Source organism: Virgisporangium aliadipatigenens, from assembly GCF_016863615.1.
Taxonomy (GTDB): Bacteria; Actinomycetota; Actinomycetes; order Mycobacteriales; family Micromonosporaceae; genus Virgisporangium; species Virgisporangium aliadipatigenens.
In genome coordinates, this window is record NZ_BOPF01000060.1 from 1 (window position 1) to 16291 (window position 16291).

23 protein-coding genes and 1 tRNA gene are annotated in these 16291 nt (G+C 69.1%); 12 read left to right on the forward strand and 12 right to left on the reverse strand.

All coding sequences use genetic code 11. The annotated features are described in order from the left end of the window. The first annotated feature begins 44 nt into the window (after window positions 1-44). The 4 genes from Val02_RS44195 (at window position 45) to Val02_RS44210 (ending at window position 1439) form a co-directional block, all read left to right on the forward strand. Window positions 45-770, forward strand: coding sequence for a nucleotidyltransferase domain-containing protein (locus Val02_RS44195; protein WP_203905369.1), 726 nt, complete (start codon window positions 45-47; stop codon window positions 768-770). A gap of 41 nt (window positions 771-811) precedes the next feature. Continuing rightward, window positions 812-1003: a hypothetical protein gene (locus Val02_RS44200; protein WP_203905370.1), complete on the forward strand. Its 192-nt coding sequence runs from the start codon at window positions 812-814 to the stop codon at window positions 1001-1003. Then, window positions 1000-1299 (forward strand): type II toxin-antitoxin system PemK/MazF family toxin, encoded by a 300-nt coding sequence (locus Val02_RS44205; protein WP_203905371.1) that lies wholly within the window; start codon window positions 1000-1002, stop codon window positions 1297-1299. The genes Val02_RS44200 and Val02_RS44205 overlap by 4 nt, the downstream gene beginning before the upstream one ends. 51 nt (window positions 1300-1350) lie before the next feature. Next, window positions 1351-1439, forward strand: a tRNA-Ser gene (locus Val02_RS44210). Between the two features lie 54 nt (window positions 1440-1493). On the opposite strand, the gene Val02_RS44215 is transcribed toward Val02_RS44210, so the two are convergent. Both Val02_RS44215 and Val02_RS44220 read right to left on the reverse strand, forming a co-directional pair. After that, window positions 1494-2408, reverse strand: coding sequence for a catechol 2,3-dioxygenase (locus tag Val02_RS44215; RefSeq protein ID WP_203905372.1), 915 nt, complete (start codon window positions 2406-2408; stop codon window positions 1494-1496). A gap of 2 nt (window positions 2409-2410) precedes the next feature. Then, window positions 2411-2749: a 2Fe-2S iron-sulfur cluster-binding protein gene (locus Val02_RS44220; protein ID WP_203905373.1), complete on the reverse strand. Its 339-nt coding sequence runs from the start codon at window positions 2747-2749 to the stop codon at window positions 2411-2413. A 117-nt stretch (window positions 2750-2866) separates the two neighbouring features. On the opposite strand from Val02_RS44220, the gene Val02_RS44225 reads away from it, so the two are divergent. After that, window positions 2867-3718 (forward strand): alpha/beta fold hydrolase, encoded by an 852-nt coding sequence (locus tag Val02_RS44225; protein ID WP_203905374.1) that lies wholly within the window; start codon window positions 2867-2869, stop codon window positions 3716-3718. 66 nt (window positions 3719-3784) lie between these two features. Beyond that, the gene (locus Val02_RS44230; protein ID WP_203905375.1) at window positions 3785-4507 is read left to right on the forward strand and encodes a FadR/GntR family transcriptional regulator; all 723 of its coding nucleotides are present in this window, start codon (window positions 3785-3787) and stop codon (window positions 4505-4507) included. Window positions 4508-4530: 23 nt separating this feature from the next. Here Val02_RS44230 and Val02_RS44235 read toward each other — a convergent pair whose 3' ends face one another. Continuing rightward, window positions 4531-4803 carry a hypothetical protein gene (locus Val02_RS44235; protein WP_203905376.1) on the reverse strand — a complete coding sequence of 91 codons (273 nt, stop codon included), beginning with the start codon at window positions 4801-4803 and terminating at the stop codon, window positions 4531-4533. Between the two features lie 242 nt (window positions 4804-5045). Here Val02_RS44235 and Val02_RS44240 point away from each other — a divergent pair, with 242 nt between their 5' ends. Beyond that, on the forward strand, window positions 5046-5225 hold the full coding sequence (locus Val02_RS44240; RefSeq protein WP_203905377.1) for a hypothetical protein: 180 nt from the start codon (window positions 5046-5048) through the stop codon (window positions 5223-5225). Beyond that, window positions 5222-5413 (forward strand): hypothetical protein, encoded by a 192-nt coding sequence (locus tag Val02_RS44245; protein ID WP_203905378.1) that lies wholly within the window; start codon window positions 5222-5224, stop codon window positions 5411-5413. The genes Val02_RS44240 and Val02_RS44245 overlap by 4 nt, the downstream gene beginning before the upstream one ends. A gap of 40 nt (window positions 5414-5453) precedes the next feature. Here the strand turns inward: Val02_RS44245 and Val02_RS44250 are convergent, their stop codons facing one another. The 6 genes from Val02_RS44250 to Val02_RS44275 all read right to left on the reverse strand — a co-directional run bounded on the left by Val02_RS44250 (window position 5454) and on the right by Val02_RS44275 (window position 10305). Next, entirely contained in the window at window positions 5454-6095 is a 642-nt protein-coding gene (locus tag Val02_RS44250) for a class I SAM-dependent methyltransferase (RefSeq protein ID WP_203905379.1), read from the reverse strand. Window positions 6096-6097: 2 nt separating this feature from the next. After that, complete coding sequence (locus Val02_RS44255; protein ID WP_203905380.1) at window positions 6098-6745, reverse strand: hypothetical protein; 648 nt, start codon at window positions 6743-6745, stop codon at window positions 6098-6100. Between the two features lie 106 nt (window positions 6746-6851). Continuing rightward, window positions 6852-7073 (reverse strand): DUF397 domain-containing protein, encoded by a 222-nt coding sequence (locus Val02_RS44260; protein ID WP_308440056.1) that lies wholly within the window; start codon window positions 7071-7073, stop codon window positions 6852-6854. Further along, window positions 7070-7999, reverse strand: coding sequence for a helix-turn-helix domain-containing protein (locus Val02_RS44265; RefSeq protein WP_275415679.1), 930 nt, complete (start codon window positions 7997-7999; stop codon window positions 7070-7072). Before Val02_RS44265 ends, Val02_RS44260 begins: the two co-directional genes overlap by 4 nt. Window positions 8000-8090: 91 nt before the next feature. Then, window positions 8091-8363, reverse strand: coding sequence for a DUF6232 family protein (locus Val02_RS44270; protein WP_203905382.1), 273 nt, complete (start codon window positions 8361-8363; stop codon window positions 8091-8093). Between the two features lie 142 nt (window positions 8364-8505). After that, window positions 8506-10305, reverse strand: coding sequence for a DUF6311 domain-containing protein (locus tag Val02_RS44275; RefSeq protein WP_203905383.1), 1800 nt, complete (start codon window positions 10303-10305; stop codon window positions 8506-8508). A gap of 145 nt (window positions 10306-10450) precedes the next feature. Between Val02_RS44275 and Val02_RS44280 the strand changes: the two genes are divergently transcribed. Continuing rightward, on the forward strand, window positions 10451-11164 hold the full coding sequence (locus Val02_RS44280; RefSeq protein WP_203905384.1) for a class I SAM-dependent methyltransferase: 714 nt from the start codon (window positions 10451-10453) through the stop codon (window positions 11162-11164). A 3-nt stretch (window positions 11165-11167) separates the two neighbouring features. After that, complete coding sequence (locus tag Val02_RS44285) at window positions 11168-12118, forward strand: NAD(P)H-quinone oxidoreductase (protein ID WP_203905385.1); 951 nt, start codon at window positions 11168-11170, stop codon at window positions 12116-12118. A gap of 43 nt (window positions 12119-12161) precedes the next feature. Here Val02_RS44285 and Val02_RS44290 read toward each other — a convergent pair whose 3' ends face one another. The 3 genes from Val02_RS44290 to Val02_RS44300 form a co-directional block, all read right to left on the reverse strand. After that, window positions 12162-12869 carry a glycosyltransferase family 2 protein gene (locus tag Val02_RS44290; protein ID WP_203905386.1) on the reverse strand — a complete coding sequence of 236 codons (708 nt, stop codon included), beginning with the start codon at window positions 12867-12869 and terminating at the stop codon, window positions 12162-12164. Window positions 12870-13119: 250 nt separating this feature from the next. Continuing rightward, a complete protein-coding gene (locus tag Val02_RS44295) occupies window positions 13120-13329 on the reverse strand; it encodes a BldC family transcriptional regulator (RefSeq protein WP_007073996.1) in 210 nt (69 codons plus the stop codon). Window positions 13330-13738: 409 nt separating this feature from the next. Continuing rightward, window positions 13739-14578, reverse strand: coding sequence for a DUF8083 family protein (locus tag Val02_RS44300; protein ID WP_203905387.1), 840 nt, complete (start codon window positions 14576-14578; stop codon window positions 13739-13741). Window positions 14579-14754: 176 nt separating this feature from the next. Here Val02_RS44300 and Val02_RS44305 point away from each other — a divergent pair, with 176 nt between their 5' ends. Together Val02_RS44305 and Val02_RS44310 are read left to right on the forward strand one after the other, a co-directional pair. Next, window positions 14755-15825 (forward strand): Leu/Phe/Val dehydrogenase, encoded by a 1071-nt coding sequence (locus Val02_RS44305; RefSeq protein WP_203905388.1) that lies wholly within the window; start codon window positions 14755-14757, stop codon window positions 15823-15825. A 211-nt stretch (window positions 15826-16036) separates the two neighbouring features. After that, window positions 16037-16291 carry a DUF3073 domain-containing protein gene (locus tag Val02_RS44310; RefSeq protein WP_203905389.1) on the forward strand — a complete coding sequence of 85 codons (255 nt, stop codon included), beginning with the start codon at window positions 16037-16039 and terminating at the stop codon, window positions 16289-16291.

Sequence of the window (16291 nt, forward strand, 5' to 3'; positions counted from 1 at the left end):
CAAAGCATTTGCTCGGCTTGACGCGGGGGTCGATCCTCGATCGGGTGAGCAACACACTGCTGCTGTCCGGGATCGTCGGCTCCACGGCCTACGGCCTCGCCGGGCCGGACTCCGACGTGGACCGGCTCGGGGTGTTCGCCGCGCCCACGGAGGAGTTCCTCGGGTTGCGCCGACCCACCGAGTCGATCGTGAGCCACCATCCCGACCGGACGCTGCACGAGGTCGCGAAGTGGCTGCGCCTGGCCATCGGCGGCAACCCCACGGTCACCGAGCTGGTGTGGCTCCCCGAGGAGCTGTACGAGACGGTCACCGACCTCGGCCGCGAACTGATCGAGCTGCGCTCGGCCCTGCTCAGCGCGCAGCGGGTGCGCGACTCGTACTTCGGCTACGCGACGCAGCAGTTCACCCGCCTGGAGCGGCGGGGTGACTCCTTCTCCTCGGAGACCCGCAACCGCACGTCGAAGCACGCGCGGCACCTCGCCCGCCTGCTCGACCAGGGCCTCGGCCTGTACCGCACCGGCACCCTGACCGTGCGCCTGGAGGACCCCGAGTCGTACCACGAGTTCGGTCGGCGGGTGGCCGACGGCGACCTCGACCTGGCCCAGCAGCGGATCGCGGCCGCTTCGCACGCCTTCGACGAGGCCCGCCCGGCCCTCCCGGAACACCCCGACGAGGAACGCGCCGACGCCTGGCTCACCAGCGCGCGGCTGCGCCTGCTCCACGGAACAGCATCGATCACCGCCGGTGCCGAGGCGGTTGCAACGGATTAGCTCCTGTTTAAGGGAGTATGAAGGCCGGTATGATCCGCGTTATGACGCGGTTGACGATCGCCGTTCCCGACGAGCTGGCCGACAAGATCAAGGCAGCCGCCGGCGGCAACGTCTCCGCATGGATCGCCGACCTCGCCCGCGACGCGCTGCTCCGCCAGGAGGCCGCCGCGGTTGCCCGGTTCGAGGCCGAGCAGGCCGACCGCACGTGGGACCTCGACCGGTGGGCGGCGTGAGGCGCGGTGACGTCTTCCATCACGACGCACTCGACCGGCGCTTCGTCGTCGTCTCCACGGATCGCCTGACCGAGGCCGGCACCGCGATCGTCGCGGAGGTGCACCCGGAGATTCCCATCGGGATGCGCGGCATGCTCGCCGTCTCGCTCCGCGATGAGGACCCGATCGGCGGAGCGGTCCTCGGCTGGCGGGTGAACTACATCGCCGCCGAACGGCTCGGCAAGCACCTGGGGCGCCTCACGGACGAGACGATGGAGATCGTCGACATGGCACTGCGCACGGCCCTCGACCTCTGAGCCGGACGCTTCTGGCAGACTGGTGCGCGGCGCCGCACATGGTGCCCGCCGGGAGGGCTCGCCTAGTGGCCGATGGCGGTGGTCTTGAAAACCACTAGGGCAGGTGACTGTCCTCAAGGGTTCGAATCCCTTGCCCTCCGCCCACCCCTGGCCTGCGGTTCGGCAGACCAAGGGCGCCGTCGATCAGGGTCGGATCAGGTGACGACCGAGAGGAACTCCTGGTCGATCTCCCGGTGCGTGTAGTTCACGCCGCGGGCGGCCTGATCCATCGTCCAGGTGATCGGCCGGAAGTCGGGTCCGGTGCGGTAGCCGCCGGAGAAGACCTCGTTGCGGTTGCCCGACGGGTCGAAGAAGTAGATGGTGCCGCCGCGGGTGATCCCGTGCCGGGTCGGCCCGAAGTCGATCGGCACGTCGTCCATCGACATCACGTCGCCGGCCCGCAGCAACGCGCTCCAGTCGTCGATCTGATGCGCGAAGTGGTGCAGCTTGCCGTTCGGCCCCTTGACGAACGCGATGTCGTGCGGGTTCTCGCCGCAGAACATCCAGGAGCCGACCAGGTCGTCCGGTTCGTCGCCGCCCACCAGGCGCTCGGCCGGGCGGAAGCCCAGCGCCAGTTCGAAGAAGCGTTCCAACTGGGCCGGATCCTCGGCGGTGATGAGGGCGTGGTTGATCCGCGGCACGCCGATTCCGCGGATGCCGTCGCGGGGCCACGGATCCGGGTTGAGCTTGCCCACCTTGGTGCCGAGGTATTCGACGTCGGCGTACAGCTCGAGGGTGTGCTCCGACGGCAGGGTCACCCGCAGTCCGTCGCCGATGCCGACGTTGTCCCCCTTGCTCATCCGCACCGAGGTCGCGCCGAAGGCGGCCACCCGGTTCTCCAGGTCGGCCAGCGAGTCCGCCCCGGTCACCTTGTAGCCGAACTTGACCAGGCCGACGCCGCCCTCCTCGAGCACCACCGAGTGGTGGTCGTCCTCGTCCCAGGACTTGAGGTACACCCGGTTCGCCTCCTCCGCGACGACGTCCATGCCAAGGGTGTCGGCGTAGTGGGCGCGGGCCCGGGCGAGGTCGGTGACACGGATGTGGACGTATCCGAGCCGGATGACTGACATGGCTACTCCTCTGGGAACGGCGGGCGGGGCGGACACGGTGAGCTCGCGAGGATGGGGCGCAGGGAGTGCTCGCCCTGCGCGATGACGATGTCGTCCACCGGCACCGCCCGGCAGGGCAGGCAGAGGCCGGCGGAGCGTTCGGCGGCGGTCAGGACCGACTCGGCGAGCGGCTGCTCGTACGTGACGCGACCGCGCAGCAGCGGCGCCTTGCAGGTGCCGCAGCCCCCGCGCCGGCAGGCATAGCGGCTGCGCCATCCCGCGAGACGCAACGACTCGACGATCGTGCGCCCCGGCGGCGCGACGACCCGGACGGCGGCCGGATGCACGGTGATGATGGGCACGGCTCGATCACCCCCACCAGAAACTTACGATAGTTTCACGAGAGTATGCCCAGCACTCGGTGATGACCAGATGTTTGCGGCGTCGAAAATTCTTCAAACTTATGTAAGTATCTGGCCATGGCTTCCAGCACTCCCGAGCGCGGCCTGACGATCGACGTCGGCGGCACCGCGACCAACTACCACGACCGCGGCGACGGGCCGCCGGTGCTGCTCATCCACGGTTCCGGACCCGGCGTCTCCGCGTGGGCGAACTGGCGAACCGTGCTGCCCGCGCTGTCGAGCCGGTTCCGGGTCGTCGCTCCGGACATCGTCGGGTTCGGCTACACCCAGCGGCCGCCGGACGGCAGGTACGACCCGGAGGTGTGGGCCGCTCACCTGCTGGGCTTCCTCGACGCCCTCGACATCTCCCGCGTGTCGATCGTCGGCAACAGCTTCGGCGGCGCCCTGGCGATGCGCCTGGCCGCCGTCGCGCCGGACCGCGTCGACCGCCTGGTGCTCATGGGCAGCGTCGGAGTGCGTTTCCCGATCACCGACGGCCTGGAGGCGGTGTGGGGTTTCGAGCCTTCGCTGGAGTCGATGCGGGGACTGCTCGACGTCTTCACCTACGACACCGAACGGCTGGCGGACGGCCTGGCCGAAATGCGCCTGGCGGCGGCGATGCGCCCCGGCGTCCACGAGTCGTACGCCGCGATGTTCCCCGCACCCCGGCAACGGGTGCTCGACGCGCTGGCCGTCGCGGAGGACGACATCGCCGCGTTGCGGCACCGGACGCTGCTCGTGCACGGTCGCGACGACAACGTGATTCCGCTCGACGTCTCGTTCCGGCTGCTGCACCTCATCGAGAACTCCGAGCTGCACGTGTTCGCCCGATGCGGCCACTGGGTCCAGATCGAACGCGCCGACCGGTTCACCGCCCTGGTCACGGACTTCCTCACCGCGCCGGACCGCGAACCGACACCGGCGCGGTGACGCGCACGGCGGCGCCCGGCACCCGTGCGAAGATGCGGTGATGATGCGCGACCGAGGCTGTGTGTGATGCCGTCCGTTCCCGAACGGATCGCCTCGTCCCTGGAGGACGAGATCCTCGCGCAGAGCCTCGACCCGGGCGCCCGCTTCGCACTGCGCACCGAGCTGATCGACCGATTCGGGGTCAGCGCGAGCGCGATGAACGAGGCGCTGCGCATCCTGCGCGAACGCGGCATCGTGCACGTGCGGCAGGGCGCTCAGGGCGGCGTGTTCATCGCCGAACCGCCGCCGCAACTGCGACTCGGCGTCATCGACGTCTGGTTCCGCGGCCTGCACGTCGATCCCGTCGACCTGTTCGAGGCGCGGTCGATGCTCGAGGACAGCTTCGCCACCGTGGCGGCGGCACGTGCCACCCCCGAGGACTGCCGCGACATCGCCTGGGCCCTGGAGGAACTGCGGACCGCCCGGGACGACGCGCGCCAGTACCTGGAAGCCAACCTGCGGCTGCACACCGCGATCGCCCGCGCGGCGCGAGTCCCCGTGCTGGCCGGGATGTACGAATCGATCGTGACCCTGATCCGGGCGACCCTGGTGCGCGCCCAGTACGCCGGCGACGAGGCGGCCAAGGTCGTCGACGAGAACATCGAGGTGCACGCCCGCCTGTACCGCGCGATTCGCGAACAGGACCACGAGGCACTGGCCGTCACGCTGCGGGAGCACCGCGCCGATCTGGTGCGCGTCTCCGACCCGCGCCGATCACCCGGCAGGCCCCAAACCGCCCGCACCCCCTGACCAACCCCGCGGCCACCACGTCGTCAGCGAACCGGCGTGCGGTACACGAGTTCGTATCTGTCGCTGGGCACCACGATGTCGGCCGTCTCCACGGCCACGCCGTCCGCGTAGTACGTCCGCGCGATCACGAACATCATCGGCGACCGGGGCGGCAGCCGTAGATCCCGCACCTCATCGGGCGCCGGTCCGTCCTCCGGCCACTCGACCGAGGTGCCACCGGTGACGGCGAGCGGCTCCCGCGAGTAGGAGATCTGAATCGGCTCCCCGTCCGAGTGGAACACGTACCGCGTGACCATGACCGGCTCGCCGGGCCCGATCCCGAGCCGGCGAGCGGTGTCCGCATCGGCTTCGCCGTGTGCGCTCTCGTGTTGCCAGGTGCCGACCCGGGCGCTCGAAGCGGCATCGCGGGCGAAGGGCGACGGCGGCTCGGTGGCGATCCGCTGATCACGAAGGTGCCCGTGGCGCACCAGGCGCCGGACCGCGCGTACATAGCCGCCCAGGCACCTTCGATCATCGATTCCCTTGTAGCGTGGCGGTCATGACGACCCGCACCGACTCCACACCTACGCCTTCCGCCGTCGAGCGGCTCGCTGCGGCGATGGGCTGGGACTCGGTGCCAGAGCTGACGCCGGAGCAGAAGGCCGGGTTCGACGCGGAGCAGCGCCGGGTCGATGAGGAAACGGCCCGATTCTGGGCCCGACGCTCTCAGGTGGCGTGACCGCCCCGCGAGTCCTCGACGCCACCGCACTCACCGCTCTGTTCGCCGGTCATCCCACGATGATCGGCATGCTGACGGCTGCGGAAGCGGATGAGGCAACGCTGCTCCTCCCGACCACAGCGATCTCCGATGCCGAGGCCGCGGTCCGTACCGGCACCACCGGCTGGGAGGCGATCCTCCCGTCGTGACGAGCGTGCCGGCCGGCTACAACGATCTCGACGTGCCGGTTTACGTCATCTGATCGGCGACCGGGCGGTAAGCGAAGAGAAGGGCTCCCGGCGTCGGCGTATCGGGTTCGAGGACGGTCTCCGCCGTCATCACGAACCCCGCCGACCGCATCCACTCCCGCATCCGCGCCACCGGCCGCCGGTACACGGTCACGTTCATCGGATGCCCGCCGTATCCCTCGGTCTTGACCCGTGCCGAGTCCCCCAGGTGGAACCCGACGAGCAGCACACCGCCCGGCCGCAACACCCGCCGGAACTCCGCCAGCGCCTGGACGACGGCGGAATCCGGCAGGTGGATCAGCGACCAGCAGGAGAGAACCCCGCCGACCGAACCGTCCGCGAGCCCCAACGCCGTCATGGAGCCCACCTCGAACCGCACCGACGGATGTTCGCGACGGGCCACCTCGACCATCCCCGGCGAGAGGTCGATCCCGAACGCCTCCGCGCCCAGCGCGCGCAGGTGTGCGGTGACGTGGCCCGGCCCGCACCCGACGTCCACGATCGGGCCGTCGACCAGCTCGGCGAGCGTGGCGAACGCCGCCCGCATGTGCGGTTGCCCGTCGAGCCCGTCGCGCAGCAGGTCCGAGTAGCTCGCGGCGACGGTGTCGTAGGACGTTCGGGTGTCGGCCAGCCAGTCGCTCATCGTCAGATCATGTCGAACGCGACACCGGCCCCCGCGCGGGACACATCGCGCACCTTCGTCTGCACCGCGGTCGACGCCGCAGTCGTGGGCTGCGCCGACACCAGGACGAGCACGTAGCCGTTCGCGCCGCTGTACGTGGTGCGCACGTCGAACGCGGTGCCGCTCGCCTTCTTCAGGCACTGCACAGCAAGCGTGGCGCCGGACGGCCCGGACACCTTCTCGGCGCAGTTCTCCGCCTGCTTGGCGGCGGTCTCGCGCATCTTCTCGGGCGTGTCCGTGCCGGGCCGGGGCCGGTAGAGCTGCACGGTCATCTTCGCCTGCGGGAACGCGCTGGTGCCCGCGACGACGAACTGGCACGAGCGGCTGCCGGGCTTGTTCTGGCTGTCCGCCGTCGCCTGGGTGGCGGCGCTGTCGAGCTTCCACTGGACCTTCGTGTCCGTGACGACCTGCGTCAGAATCTCGGCGCAGCTCCGGCCGGCCGCCTGCGTGGGCGAACGGGTCGGCGAAGGATTGTTGTTGCGGTCGGTGGCCTGCGCCCCCGCGTGCGAGGTGGAACGCCCACCCCTGGACTTGCGCCCCTTGCAGCCGGCCATACCGAATGCGGACACGACCATCAGGACGGCCAACGCCGTCGCGCCTACGCGCTTCATCAATTCCCCCCGTGGCTGAATGCAGAGACGAAGGTATATGGTCCGCGCCACGCGTGCCGGCCCCGCACCCCCGACCTGGGGACACGGGGCCAGCGACGGGCAAGCCTCAGGCGAAGCGGAACTCGCCGGCGAGCACACCGGCGCGGAACGCCTCCCACTCCGTGGCGGTGAACAGCAGCACCGGGCTGTCCGGGTCCTTCGAGTCGCGCATACCGATCGCGTCGCCGATTCTGGCCACCTCCACGCAGGAGGCGTCCGCACAGTAAGAACTGCGCACCCATTCCGTTGACGAGTGCGGCTGGACCACCATTTCACCAATCCCGTTCATTTATCCAAGGAAGTTTCCTGCAGCATCATTTCGGCGCGTTCGGCGAACATCTGCGCCGTGTCCTCGGGTGAATAGGCCAGGTCCCACAGCCGTTCGAAGATCTGGCGGTGCCGGGAAACCGTCGCCGCCGTGTGACTGATCTCATCGGTCAGGTGGCTCTCCCGGTAGAGCACGGCGCCTTCCTCCTCCTCGAAGTCGAGAATGAGAAAGGGACCGAACAGTGCGATGGGAGCGGCGGCGGCAAACGGCACGATGCGGATGCGCACGTGCCCGTCCGGTCGGTTGGTGTCGTGCACCAGCGAACGGAGCTGCCGGCCCATGACCCCGCGGGAGCCGATCTCCCGGTACACCACGGATTCGTCCAGGATGACCAGGACCTCCGGCGGGTCATCACGTTCGACCACTTGGCGGCGGCGCTGCATCCGGGTCTCGGCGCGCGCGGCCATGCTCTCCGAGGAGAGGTCGAACCGATAGTTCTCCAGCACCGCCGACGCGTATTCGGCCGTCTGGAGAAAGCCCGGCACGAGGACGTTCTGGTACTGCCGCACGGCAGTGGCGTCGGCCTCGAACTGGACGTATTGGAGAAGCGGCGTGGTCAGGTTGCCGCGGATGCGCGACTCGGCCCACCACGGGCGGCCGCCGCCGGTTTTCCCGGCCGACACGGCCGCCGATTTACGCGAGGTGCGGGCGTCGTCCATGAGATGTGCGACGACTTCCCGATCGGTGATCCCGTACAGGCCGAGGAGTGCGCGCAGGTCGGTCCCGGAGATGCTGACGTCGCCGTTCTCGATGCGCATGACCTTGCTGAGGGACCACTCCATTTCCTCGGCCACCTGGCCCTGGGTCAACTCCATCGCCTCACGGGCGCGGCGTAGGGCGAGACGTACCCGTCTCCGCGCGACGACTGGGGATTCCCCGGGGCTCATGGGCGGCCTTCCGGCGAAGCGGCACGAATGTGAAGCCGTGGCTCAGTTTTCGGCGCCACCGTACCACCTGGACGATCTCCAGGGTGGACTGCTACTCATTCGCCTCGATGGCCCGCCGCAGCGCACGGCTCACCTGACCGAACACCCGCTCGTCGGGGCTGCTGTACATCTGCACGCGGTCCCGCTCGTACCAGGCCCACAGCTCGAACGCGCGGGTGGCGCGCCCCCAGGAGGATCTCCGCGTGGTCCGCACGACGTGGACGTCCCGCAGCCTCGCGACGAGGAACCGTTGCGGCTTCGGGCCGCACACCTCGAAGACCTGATCGTTGACCACGACGTCGGGGCCCCGGTAGTAGGTGCGCATCGCTACCTCCCTCCCGATGGAGAGACGCGAGCGGCACCCGGGTTGCCGGGTGCCGCTGTCGCGTTACCGCAAGTATGGAGCCACAACGCGAATGACGCTATACCTATGTGCCATGTGGCACCTTGCCATGGGGCAAATGCCGTCAACCGCCCGCCACGAACGACCGCACGTCCCACAGCCACACGTCGTCGACCCGCTGCGGCTGCCCGAACAGCTGCGTCGCGCACGACTTCACCTGCGCCGCCCGCGGGTGCGCGGCCGGCAGGATCAGCGTCGTCACGTGGTAGTCCTTCAGATCCGTGCGGGCCAGCCGGCGGTGTTCGTCGCTGACGTAGACCTCGCCGCCACCCTCGCCGACGTACCAGAGCAGGCGCATCGTGGGCGGGTAGGCGGGGCCGAAGTTCGCCCGCTTGCTCGGGTCGCCGGGCGTGGGCGCCAGGTAGTAGCCGCCGACCATGTCGAAGTCGAGGCGGGTGTCGATCTGCCACTGCATCGCGCCGAGGTAGGAGACCCAGCCGGGCGGCAACGTCATGACCACACCGTTGTCGGGCACGTGCTGGCGCCAGTTCCCACTGGTGAAGAACGCGGGCGTGGGCGGCACGTGCGGACCCGACACCGTGAGGGGTGTCGGCCCGGACGGCAGCAACGCCGCGACGACCAGCGCGATCACGGCGGGCCGGAAGCGGTCCGGGCGGAACCGGTCGATCCCCAGCGCGAGCACCAGGCCGACCATCGGGATCAGCGCCAGCCCGAGCCGGGTCGGCACCACCGAGTCGAAGAGGGGCAGCTGCGAGATCGGGTACCACGGCCCGGGGATGTCGGTCAGCTCGCCGTTGATCCGGATGTGCGGGCCGAGGGAGAAACCCCAGAAGAGCAGGAGCGTGGCGACCAGCGCCCGGCCGCCGGCGGTCCGCAGCAGCACGATCGCCGCGCCGAGCAGCGCGAGCAGGACCGGCGAGCCGAAGAAGGTGTTCTCCTCCGCGCCGCTGGAGGCCAGGCCGTACGAGGTCTCCGGTGATCCGATGATCGATTCTCGGGAGAACGCCGAAGCGGCCAACAGATCGGTCCCGAACTCCTGCACCCCGTCCGGCAGCCCGTGGTAGGCGGACGGCCCGAAGAACTGCCACGCCACCGGGAACGCCAGCAGCGCACCGGCCACCGCCGCGCACACCCCGGCCGCCTTGAACGCGCCCGTCACCATCACCCGCGCCCCACGCAGCCGCTGCACCAGGTAGAACAGTGCGAACACGATGAGCACGAGCGCGGCGAGGAACAGCACCTCCAGGTTGATGAACGCCTGGTAGACCACCAGCCCGGCGAGCGTCAGCCCGGTGCGCAACCACCGCTCGGGCGCCCGCCTCAACCGGATCACGGCCAACACCATGAACGGCACCAGGAACTGGCTGATGATGTTCGGGTGGCCGATCGCCTGCGAGATCATCCCCGGCGCGAACCCGCAGAAGACACCGCCGATGATGGCCGCCGCGCGCTGCGTGGTCAGGTGCCGCGACAGCACGAAGTACCACGCGAACGCCGTGCCGGCGAGGCCGGCGGTCGTCATGATCAGGAAGCTGATCCACGGGCCGAACAACAGCGTCACCGGAGTGAGTGGAATTGCCAGCCCCAGGACTGAGGTGTTGGCCATCAGATTCAACCCGAACGGGGCGTTCATCTGCTCGGCGAAGAACGGGTTCTCGCCATGCGTAAAGATCCGCGACGCATGGACGAACATCCACTGGAAGAAGATCGGGTCGTCCCGGTTCTCCTTGAGCACACCGTCACCGCGCCAGAGCGGAGCAGTAACGATGAACGCCATGACCACGTACAACGCGAGCGCGAACGCGTCGGCGAGGCGGTTGGGACGGGGCTCCGGACGCTCCGGTTCACTCGACGGAGCGGGCTCGGGAGGGGGTGCGTCCAGCGTCGTCAGCGAGCTGCTCAAGCCCCCACCTGCCCCTGTTCATAACGAGCCGGAATCACTCGGCGCAGTGTACGGCGCCCGAGATGCTCCCGAAATCTCGCTTGGGTAGGCTACGCGGGTTCTGCCGAAGAGATCAGATCAGCCGGACGACGGGAATTGACAACGGATGGCCGAAATCCTGGGCGACCAGAAGGTCCAGTCCGAGGTCCTTGAGGGCCTGGCGATGTGCAAGAACCACCGCAAGTGGTTCGTGAACTTCGCCGTACCTTACCTCGGAGACCACCCGGTCGAGGTGAGCGCCGGTACGGGCGATTACGCGGAGGAGTGGCGCGCCCACGTTCCGCGGATGACGGTGACGGAAGCCGAGCCCGACCGTATCGTCGCGCTCAAGGAGCGCTTCTCCGACGACGCCAACATGGACGTCAAGGAGCTGCTGCTGCCCGCGACGGAGCCCGGCGACTACAGCGCCGCGGTCTCCTACAACGTTCTCGAGCACATCGACGAGGACGTCGACGCCCTGCGCAGCATGGGCGAGCTGGTCCGCCCCGGCGGCCACGTGATCATCGTGGTGCCGGCGTTCCAGTGGGCAATGAGCCCGGCCGACATTGCCACCGGCCACGTGCGCCGGTACACGAAGAAGTCCATGCGGGCTGCCATGGAGGCGGCCGGCCTGGAGATCGTCAAGCTGCACTACGCCAACACCCTCGGGCTGTTCGGCTACGTATTCACCACCAAGATCCTGCGGCTGATGCCCGGACCCGGCAAGCTGGTGCTTGTCTACGACCGGTTCGTGGCGCCGCTGACCCGGCTCGCCGAGCGCATCGTGACCCCGCCGTTCGGGCAGTCCGTGGTCGCGATCGCCCGGGTGCCGCAGCGCTGATCCGTGCACGCGGTTGTCATCTCCGAGCCCGGCGGGCCGGAGGTGTTGCGTTGGACCGAGGTCGACGACCCGGTGGCGGGACCTGACGAGGTACTGGTCGATGTGGTGGCGAGCGCGGTCAATCGCGCCGACCTGCTGCAGCGCCAGGGCCGCTATGACCCGCCGCCGGGCGCGCCGCCCTACCCCGGCCTGGAGTGCTCCGGCCGGATAACCGCCCTCGGTTCGTCCGTCACCGGCTGGTCGGTGGGCGACGAGGTGTGTGCCCTCCTTCCCGGTGGAGGTTATGCGGAACGGGTTGCCGTGCACGCGGGCTCCCTGTTGCCGATACCCGCCGGGGTTTCCCTGGAGGAGGCGGCGGCGCTGCCCGAGGTGGCCTGCACCGTGTGGTCCAACGTGGTGGATGTCGCCCGGCTGCGCGCCGGCGAGACGCTGCTGGTGCACGGCGGGGCGAGCGGGATCGGCACGTTCGCGATCCAGTACGCGACGGCGCTCGGCGCGACCGTGTACGCCACCGCGCGGGCGTCGAAGCATGAGGGGATCGCCGCGCTGGGTGCGACCCCGATCGACTACGAGAACGCCGACTTCGCGGCCGAGGTCCGGGCCGACGTCATCCTCGACATCATGGGCGCGTCGTACCTGGCCCGAAACCTCAAGGCGTTGCGCACCGGCGGCCGGCTCGTGATCATCGGGCTGCAGGGCGGCACCAAGGCCGAGATCAACCTGGGGCAGCTGCTCGCCAAGCGGGCCACGGTCGCCGGGACGACCCTGCGCGCCCGGCCGATCGAGGACAAGGCGCGGATCGTCGCGGGCGTGCGGCAGCAGGTGTGGCCGCTGATCGAGGCGGGGCTGATCCGCCCGATCGTCGACCGGCGCTTCCCCATGCGCGACGCCGCCGAGGCACACCGCGTGGTGGCCGACAGCGGCCACATCGGAAAGGTCCTGCTGACCACCTGAATCGGGCGGCCGGCAGGACCTTCGTCAGCGTGCTACCTGCGGGTCAGGACTCGACCTTGATGCGCCCCTTGCGGCGGGTGCGCTCGCGACCCAGGATCCACAGCGCCTCGACGCCGTCCTTCCAGGTGATCTTCTTGCCCTCTTCACGGGTGCGGGCCCGGTAGCTGATCGGCACCTCGAACGGCCGCACGCCGGCACGCAGCAGCTTGCCGGTCACCTCGGCCTCCATGCCGAACCCGCGCGACTTGATCGCCAGCTCGCGGTACAGCTCCAACGGCATGAGCTTGAAGCACGTTTCCAGGTCGCCGATGTAGCAGTTGTACATCATGTTGGCGGCGGTGGTGACGGCCTTGTTGCCCATGACGTACCAGAACGAGAAGGAACTGTGCGAGCCGAACGAGCGGTTGCCGTAGACGACCTTGGCACGGCCGTCGAGCACCGGCTCCAGCAGGCGCGGGATGTCCTGCGGGTCGTACTCCAGGTCGGCGTCGAGGATCACCATGAAGTCGCCGGTGGCGGACTGCGCGGCGGTCTTGATCGCAGCACCCTTGCCCTGATTGCGCGGGTGGATCACGACCGAGATCCGCGGATCGTCGAAGCCGTTGAGGATCTCGGCGGTCGCGTCACGGCTGCCGTCATCGACGACCACCAACTCGATCTCGCACGGGTACTTGACGTCGAGCGCCTGCTTGACAGCGTTGGCGACTCGGGCCTCCTCGTTGAAGACCGGCATCAGGATCGACAGCTTCACTACAACATCTCCGCACTGAGCCGGGCGTCTTCGACGCCGGTTGAGGACACTGCTCGCGTACTCTACCGGCCATGTCCAGTCCCTCGGATCTACCCACACGGAACCGCGAGGAACTGGACGTAACGCGGCAAGTAGGGTAAAAAGGACTAGTCACACTAGCCCGAAAAAAGCCCCACCCCTAAAAACGACACAGGGGCGGAGCCGGCCCTGGCTCACGCCCCTGAGGGGTAAAGAAGACGGGGGTAGGTGTTCAGTCGCCCTGACGCTGCTGCGGGATCTGCCCCTGCAGCAACGCGCGTACCTCCGACTCGCGGTAGCGCCGGTGCCCGCCCAGCGTGCGGATCGCACTGAGCTTGCCGGCCTTGGCCCACCGCGTGACGGTCTTCGGGTCGACGCGGAACATCGACGCAACCTCTGCCGGTGTAAGCAGCGGCTCCGGTTCATGCGTGCGCGATGCCATCGGTTCTCCTCCACATTGCTCAGGAGCGACGACCGGGGTCCCGCCGGCCGAACGCGCTTCTTATAGTCCGGCTGGTCCCCGATGTCCGACATTACCCGAACGGATGAAGGTGACTGTATGGATGGATGAACAATCTGACATTTTTTCCGTTTTTCGCATGGCGAAAGCGGATTAATCCATCTCGCGATCACGTTCCGTGCCCGACCGATACGAACGTACTTCATCTAAGCAACGCCCAGGATCGGCCAAATTACGCCGGTAAAACCGTCCAAACAGCCAGCTCACATGTCCGACCGGCGCCATCAAACCGCCAGGGGTACCACTCATTGGTCATCCTTGCCGCACTGCACCAAAGGGCACAGTTAGCCAGGCACCACCCGCACGGTCAGATTTCGGTCTTACGGCGTGATCAATTGCAGCGTTCCAGGAGCTGAATCGCGCGCCAGCGCTCGACGAGGCGTTCGTAGGCGTCGGTGGCCGTCTCGCCGCGGCCGGCCTCCACCGCGGACAGGCCGCTCGACACCAGCGCCGGCGAGTCGTCCGCCGAGAGCTGCTCGTCCGAGAGCAGGTCCACCAGGCCGCCGTAGTCCAGCTCCACGGTCGAGTTGTCGTGGAACTCCTCCAGCCAGCGCGCCGTCTCCGCCACGGCCATCGTGATCGGGGCCTGCCCCAGCGCCCGGTCGAGCACGGTGTACGCCCGCTGCGCGCGCTGCCGCGCCCGGAACATCTCCGTGCGGTAGCGCAGCACCCGACGGGACGGCCCCAGCGTCAGTTCCCGCTCCGAGAGCTGCACGAACACGAACCACCGCAGCGGCACGCCCCACGTCGAGACCTGCTCGTGCAGCCGGGGCAGCCCGCGCTCCAACACCCGCGCCCCGGAACGCCAGTCGTCCACCACCGAGCGGGCCTGACCCGCCAGGGCCGGCGGCACGAACGCGTCCGCGATCACCGCCGGCACGCCGTCCCGCGCGGTCAGCGCCGCCTCGGCCACCCGGACCTTGAGGTTCCACGGGCAGACCAGCAGGGTGTCGTCGCCCTCCAGGATGTACGCCTCGTCGGGCAGGTCCGGCAGCCGCGTCCAACTGGCGCCGAGCGCCTCCAGCACGGCCGTGCGCTGGCGGCCGGGCCCCTCCAGCGGGGCGACCGCGCGTCCCTCCTGCACATAGCGCCGCCAGAACAGCTGCCGACTCCGGTCAAAGGCGGCCAGCGGTTCGTAGACCCGGAGGTAAGACGCGAACAGGGACGGCACCTCGCGATACTCGCACGGAATGCCGTTCGGCGAGTGCCGCGACGCGAGCCTTCTGCCGAAGCGCCTACCGGGGCCTACGCTCATGTTCAAGCCGGCAACACCCAGCGCCGGCCGTCGCCCTGATCGCCGCCGGGCAGTCCCACAAGGACGGTTCGGCCCCGCCCTAAGGAGCCAGCATGAGCGTTTTCACCGCGGACACCGGCCACGAACAGGTGGTGTTCTGCCAGGACAAGTCGACCGGGCTGCGCGCCATCGTCGCCATCTACTCCACCGCCCTGGGCCCCGCGCTCGGCGGCACCCGGTTCTACCCCTACGCGAGCGAGGCCGAGGCGGTCCACGACGCGCTGGAGCTGTCCCGCGGCATGGCCTACAAGAACGCCCTCGCCGGCCTCGATCACGGCGGCGGCAAGGCCGTCATCTGGGGCGACCCGACCCGGGACAAGAGCGAGGCGCTCCTGCGCGCCTACGGACGGTTCGTCGAGTCGCTGGGCGGTCGTTACTACACGGCCTGTGATGTGGGCACGTATGTGCAGGACATGGACGTGGTGGCGCGGGAGTGCCGGTTCGTGACCGGGCGCTCCGAGGCCGACGGCGGCGCCGGTGACTCGTCGGTCCTTACCGCGTACGGCGTCTTCCAGGGCATGCGCGCCGCCGCCGAACATCGCTGGGGCACGCCGACCCTGGCGGGCCGCACCGTGGGCATCGCCGGGCTGGGCAAGGTCGGCAAGCACCTCACCAAGCACCTGCTCGACGACGGTGCGCAGGTGGTGGCCACCGACGTGTCGGAGTCGGCGCTGGAGTGGGCGCGTACGACGTTTCCCCAGGTATCGCTGGTGGCGGACGCGGACGCCCTGATCCGCTCGGACATCGACGTGTACGCGCCCTGCGCCCTCGGGGGCGCCCTCGACGACGACACCGTGCCGGCGCTGCGGGCCACGATCGTCGCCGGGGCGGCCAACAACCAGCTGGCCCACCCCGGGATCGAGAAGCTGCTCGACGAGCGCGGCGTTCTGTACACGCCCGACTACGTGGTGAACTCCGGCGGCGTCATCCAGGTCGCCGACGAGATCCACGGCTTCAACTTCGAACGGGCGCGCCAGCGGGCCAGCCGGATTTTTGACACCACGCGGCAGATCCTGCAGCTCGCCGCGGACGAGGGCGTGCCCCCGGCCGTGGCGGCCGACCGGCTCGCCGAACGCCGGATGACCGAGGTCGGACGGCTGCGGAGCATCCTTCTGCCCCGCTGACCGGGACACGCGTGTAAGGCGTGACGACCGGTACCGGAGACGGGGCTTACCGGGCGTCCGCCGACCGGGTGTGGAACGCCACCGGTTAAGTCAGGGAGGGCGAGATGCCGAATGGTGCCCGCGACATGTACCGTATGAGCCACGAGAGATGCCTGACGTGTGGGGCGTGCCGGTAATGGCTGCCCCTAATTCTGTGCGAGGGGGTCGAGCCATGGGGCGCGGCCGTGCTAAGGCCAAGCAGACTAGGGTGGCCCGGGAGTTGAAATACCACTCCCCGAACACCGACCTCGCCGCGTTGCAGCGTGAGCTTGCCGCGAGCCGTGGGTCCGCCGACCCGGTCGAGTCCGAGTACTCCGACGAGTACGCGGACGCCGACGAGGACGACGAAGACCTCGACGAGGACGACGGTCCCGAGGCCAACGGTGGCGGGGGTAGCAGGGGCGGCTCCGGTTGGGGCTCTCGGTGA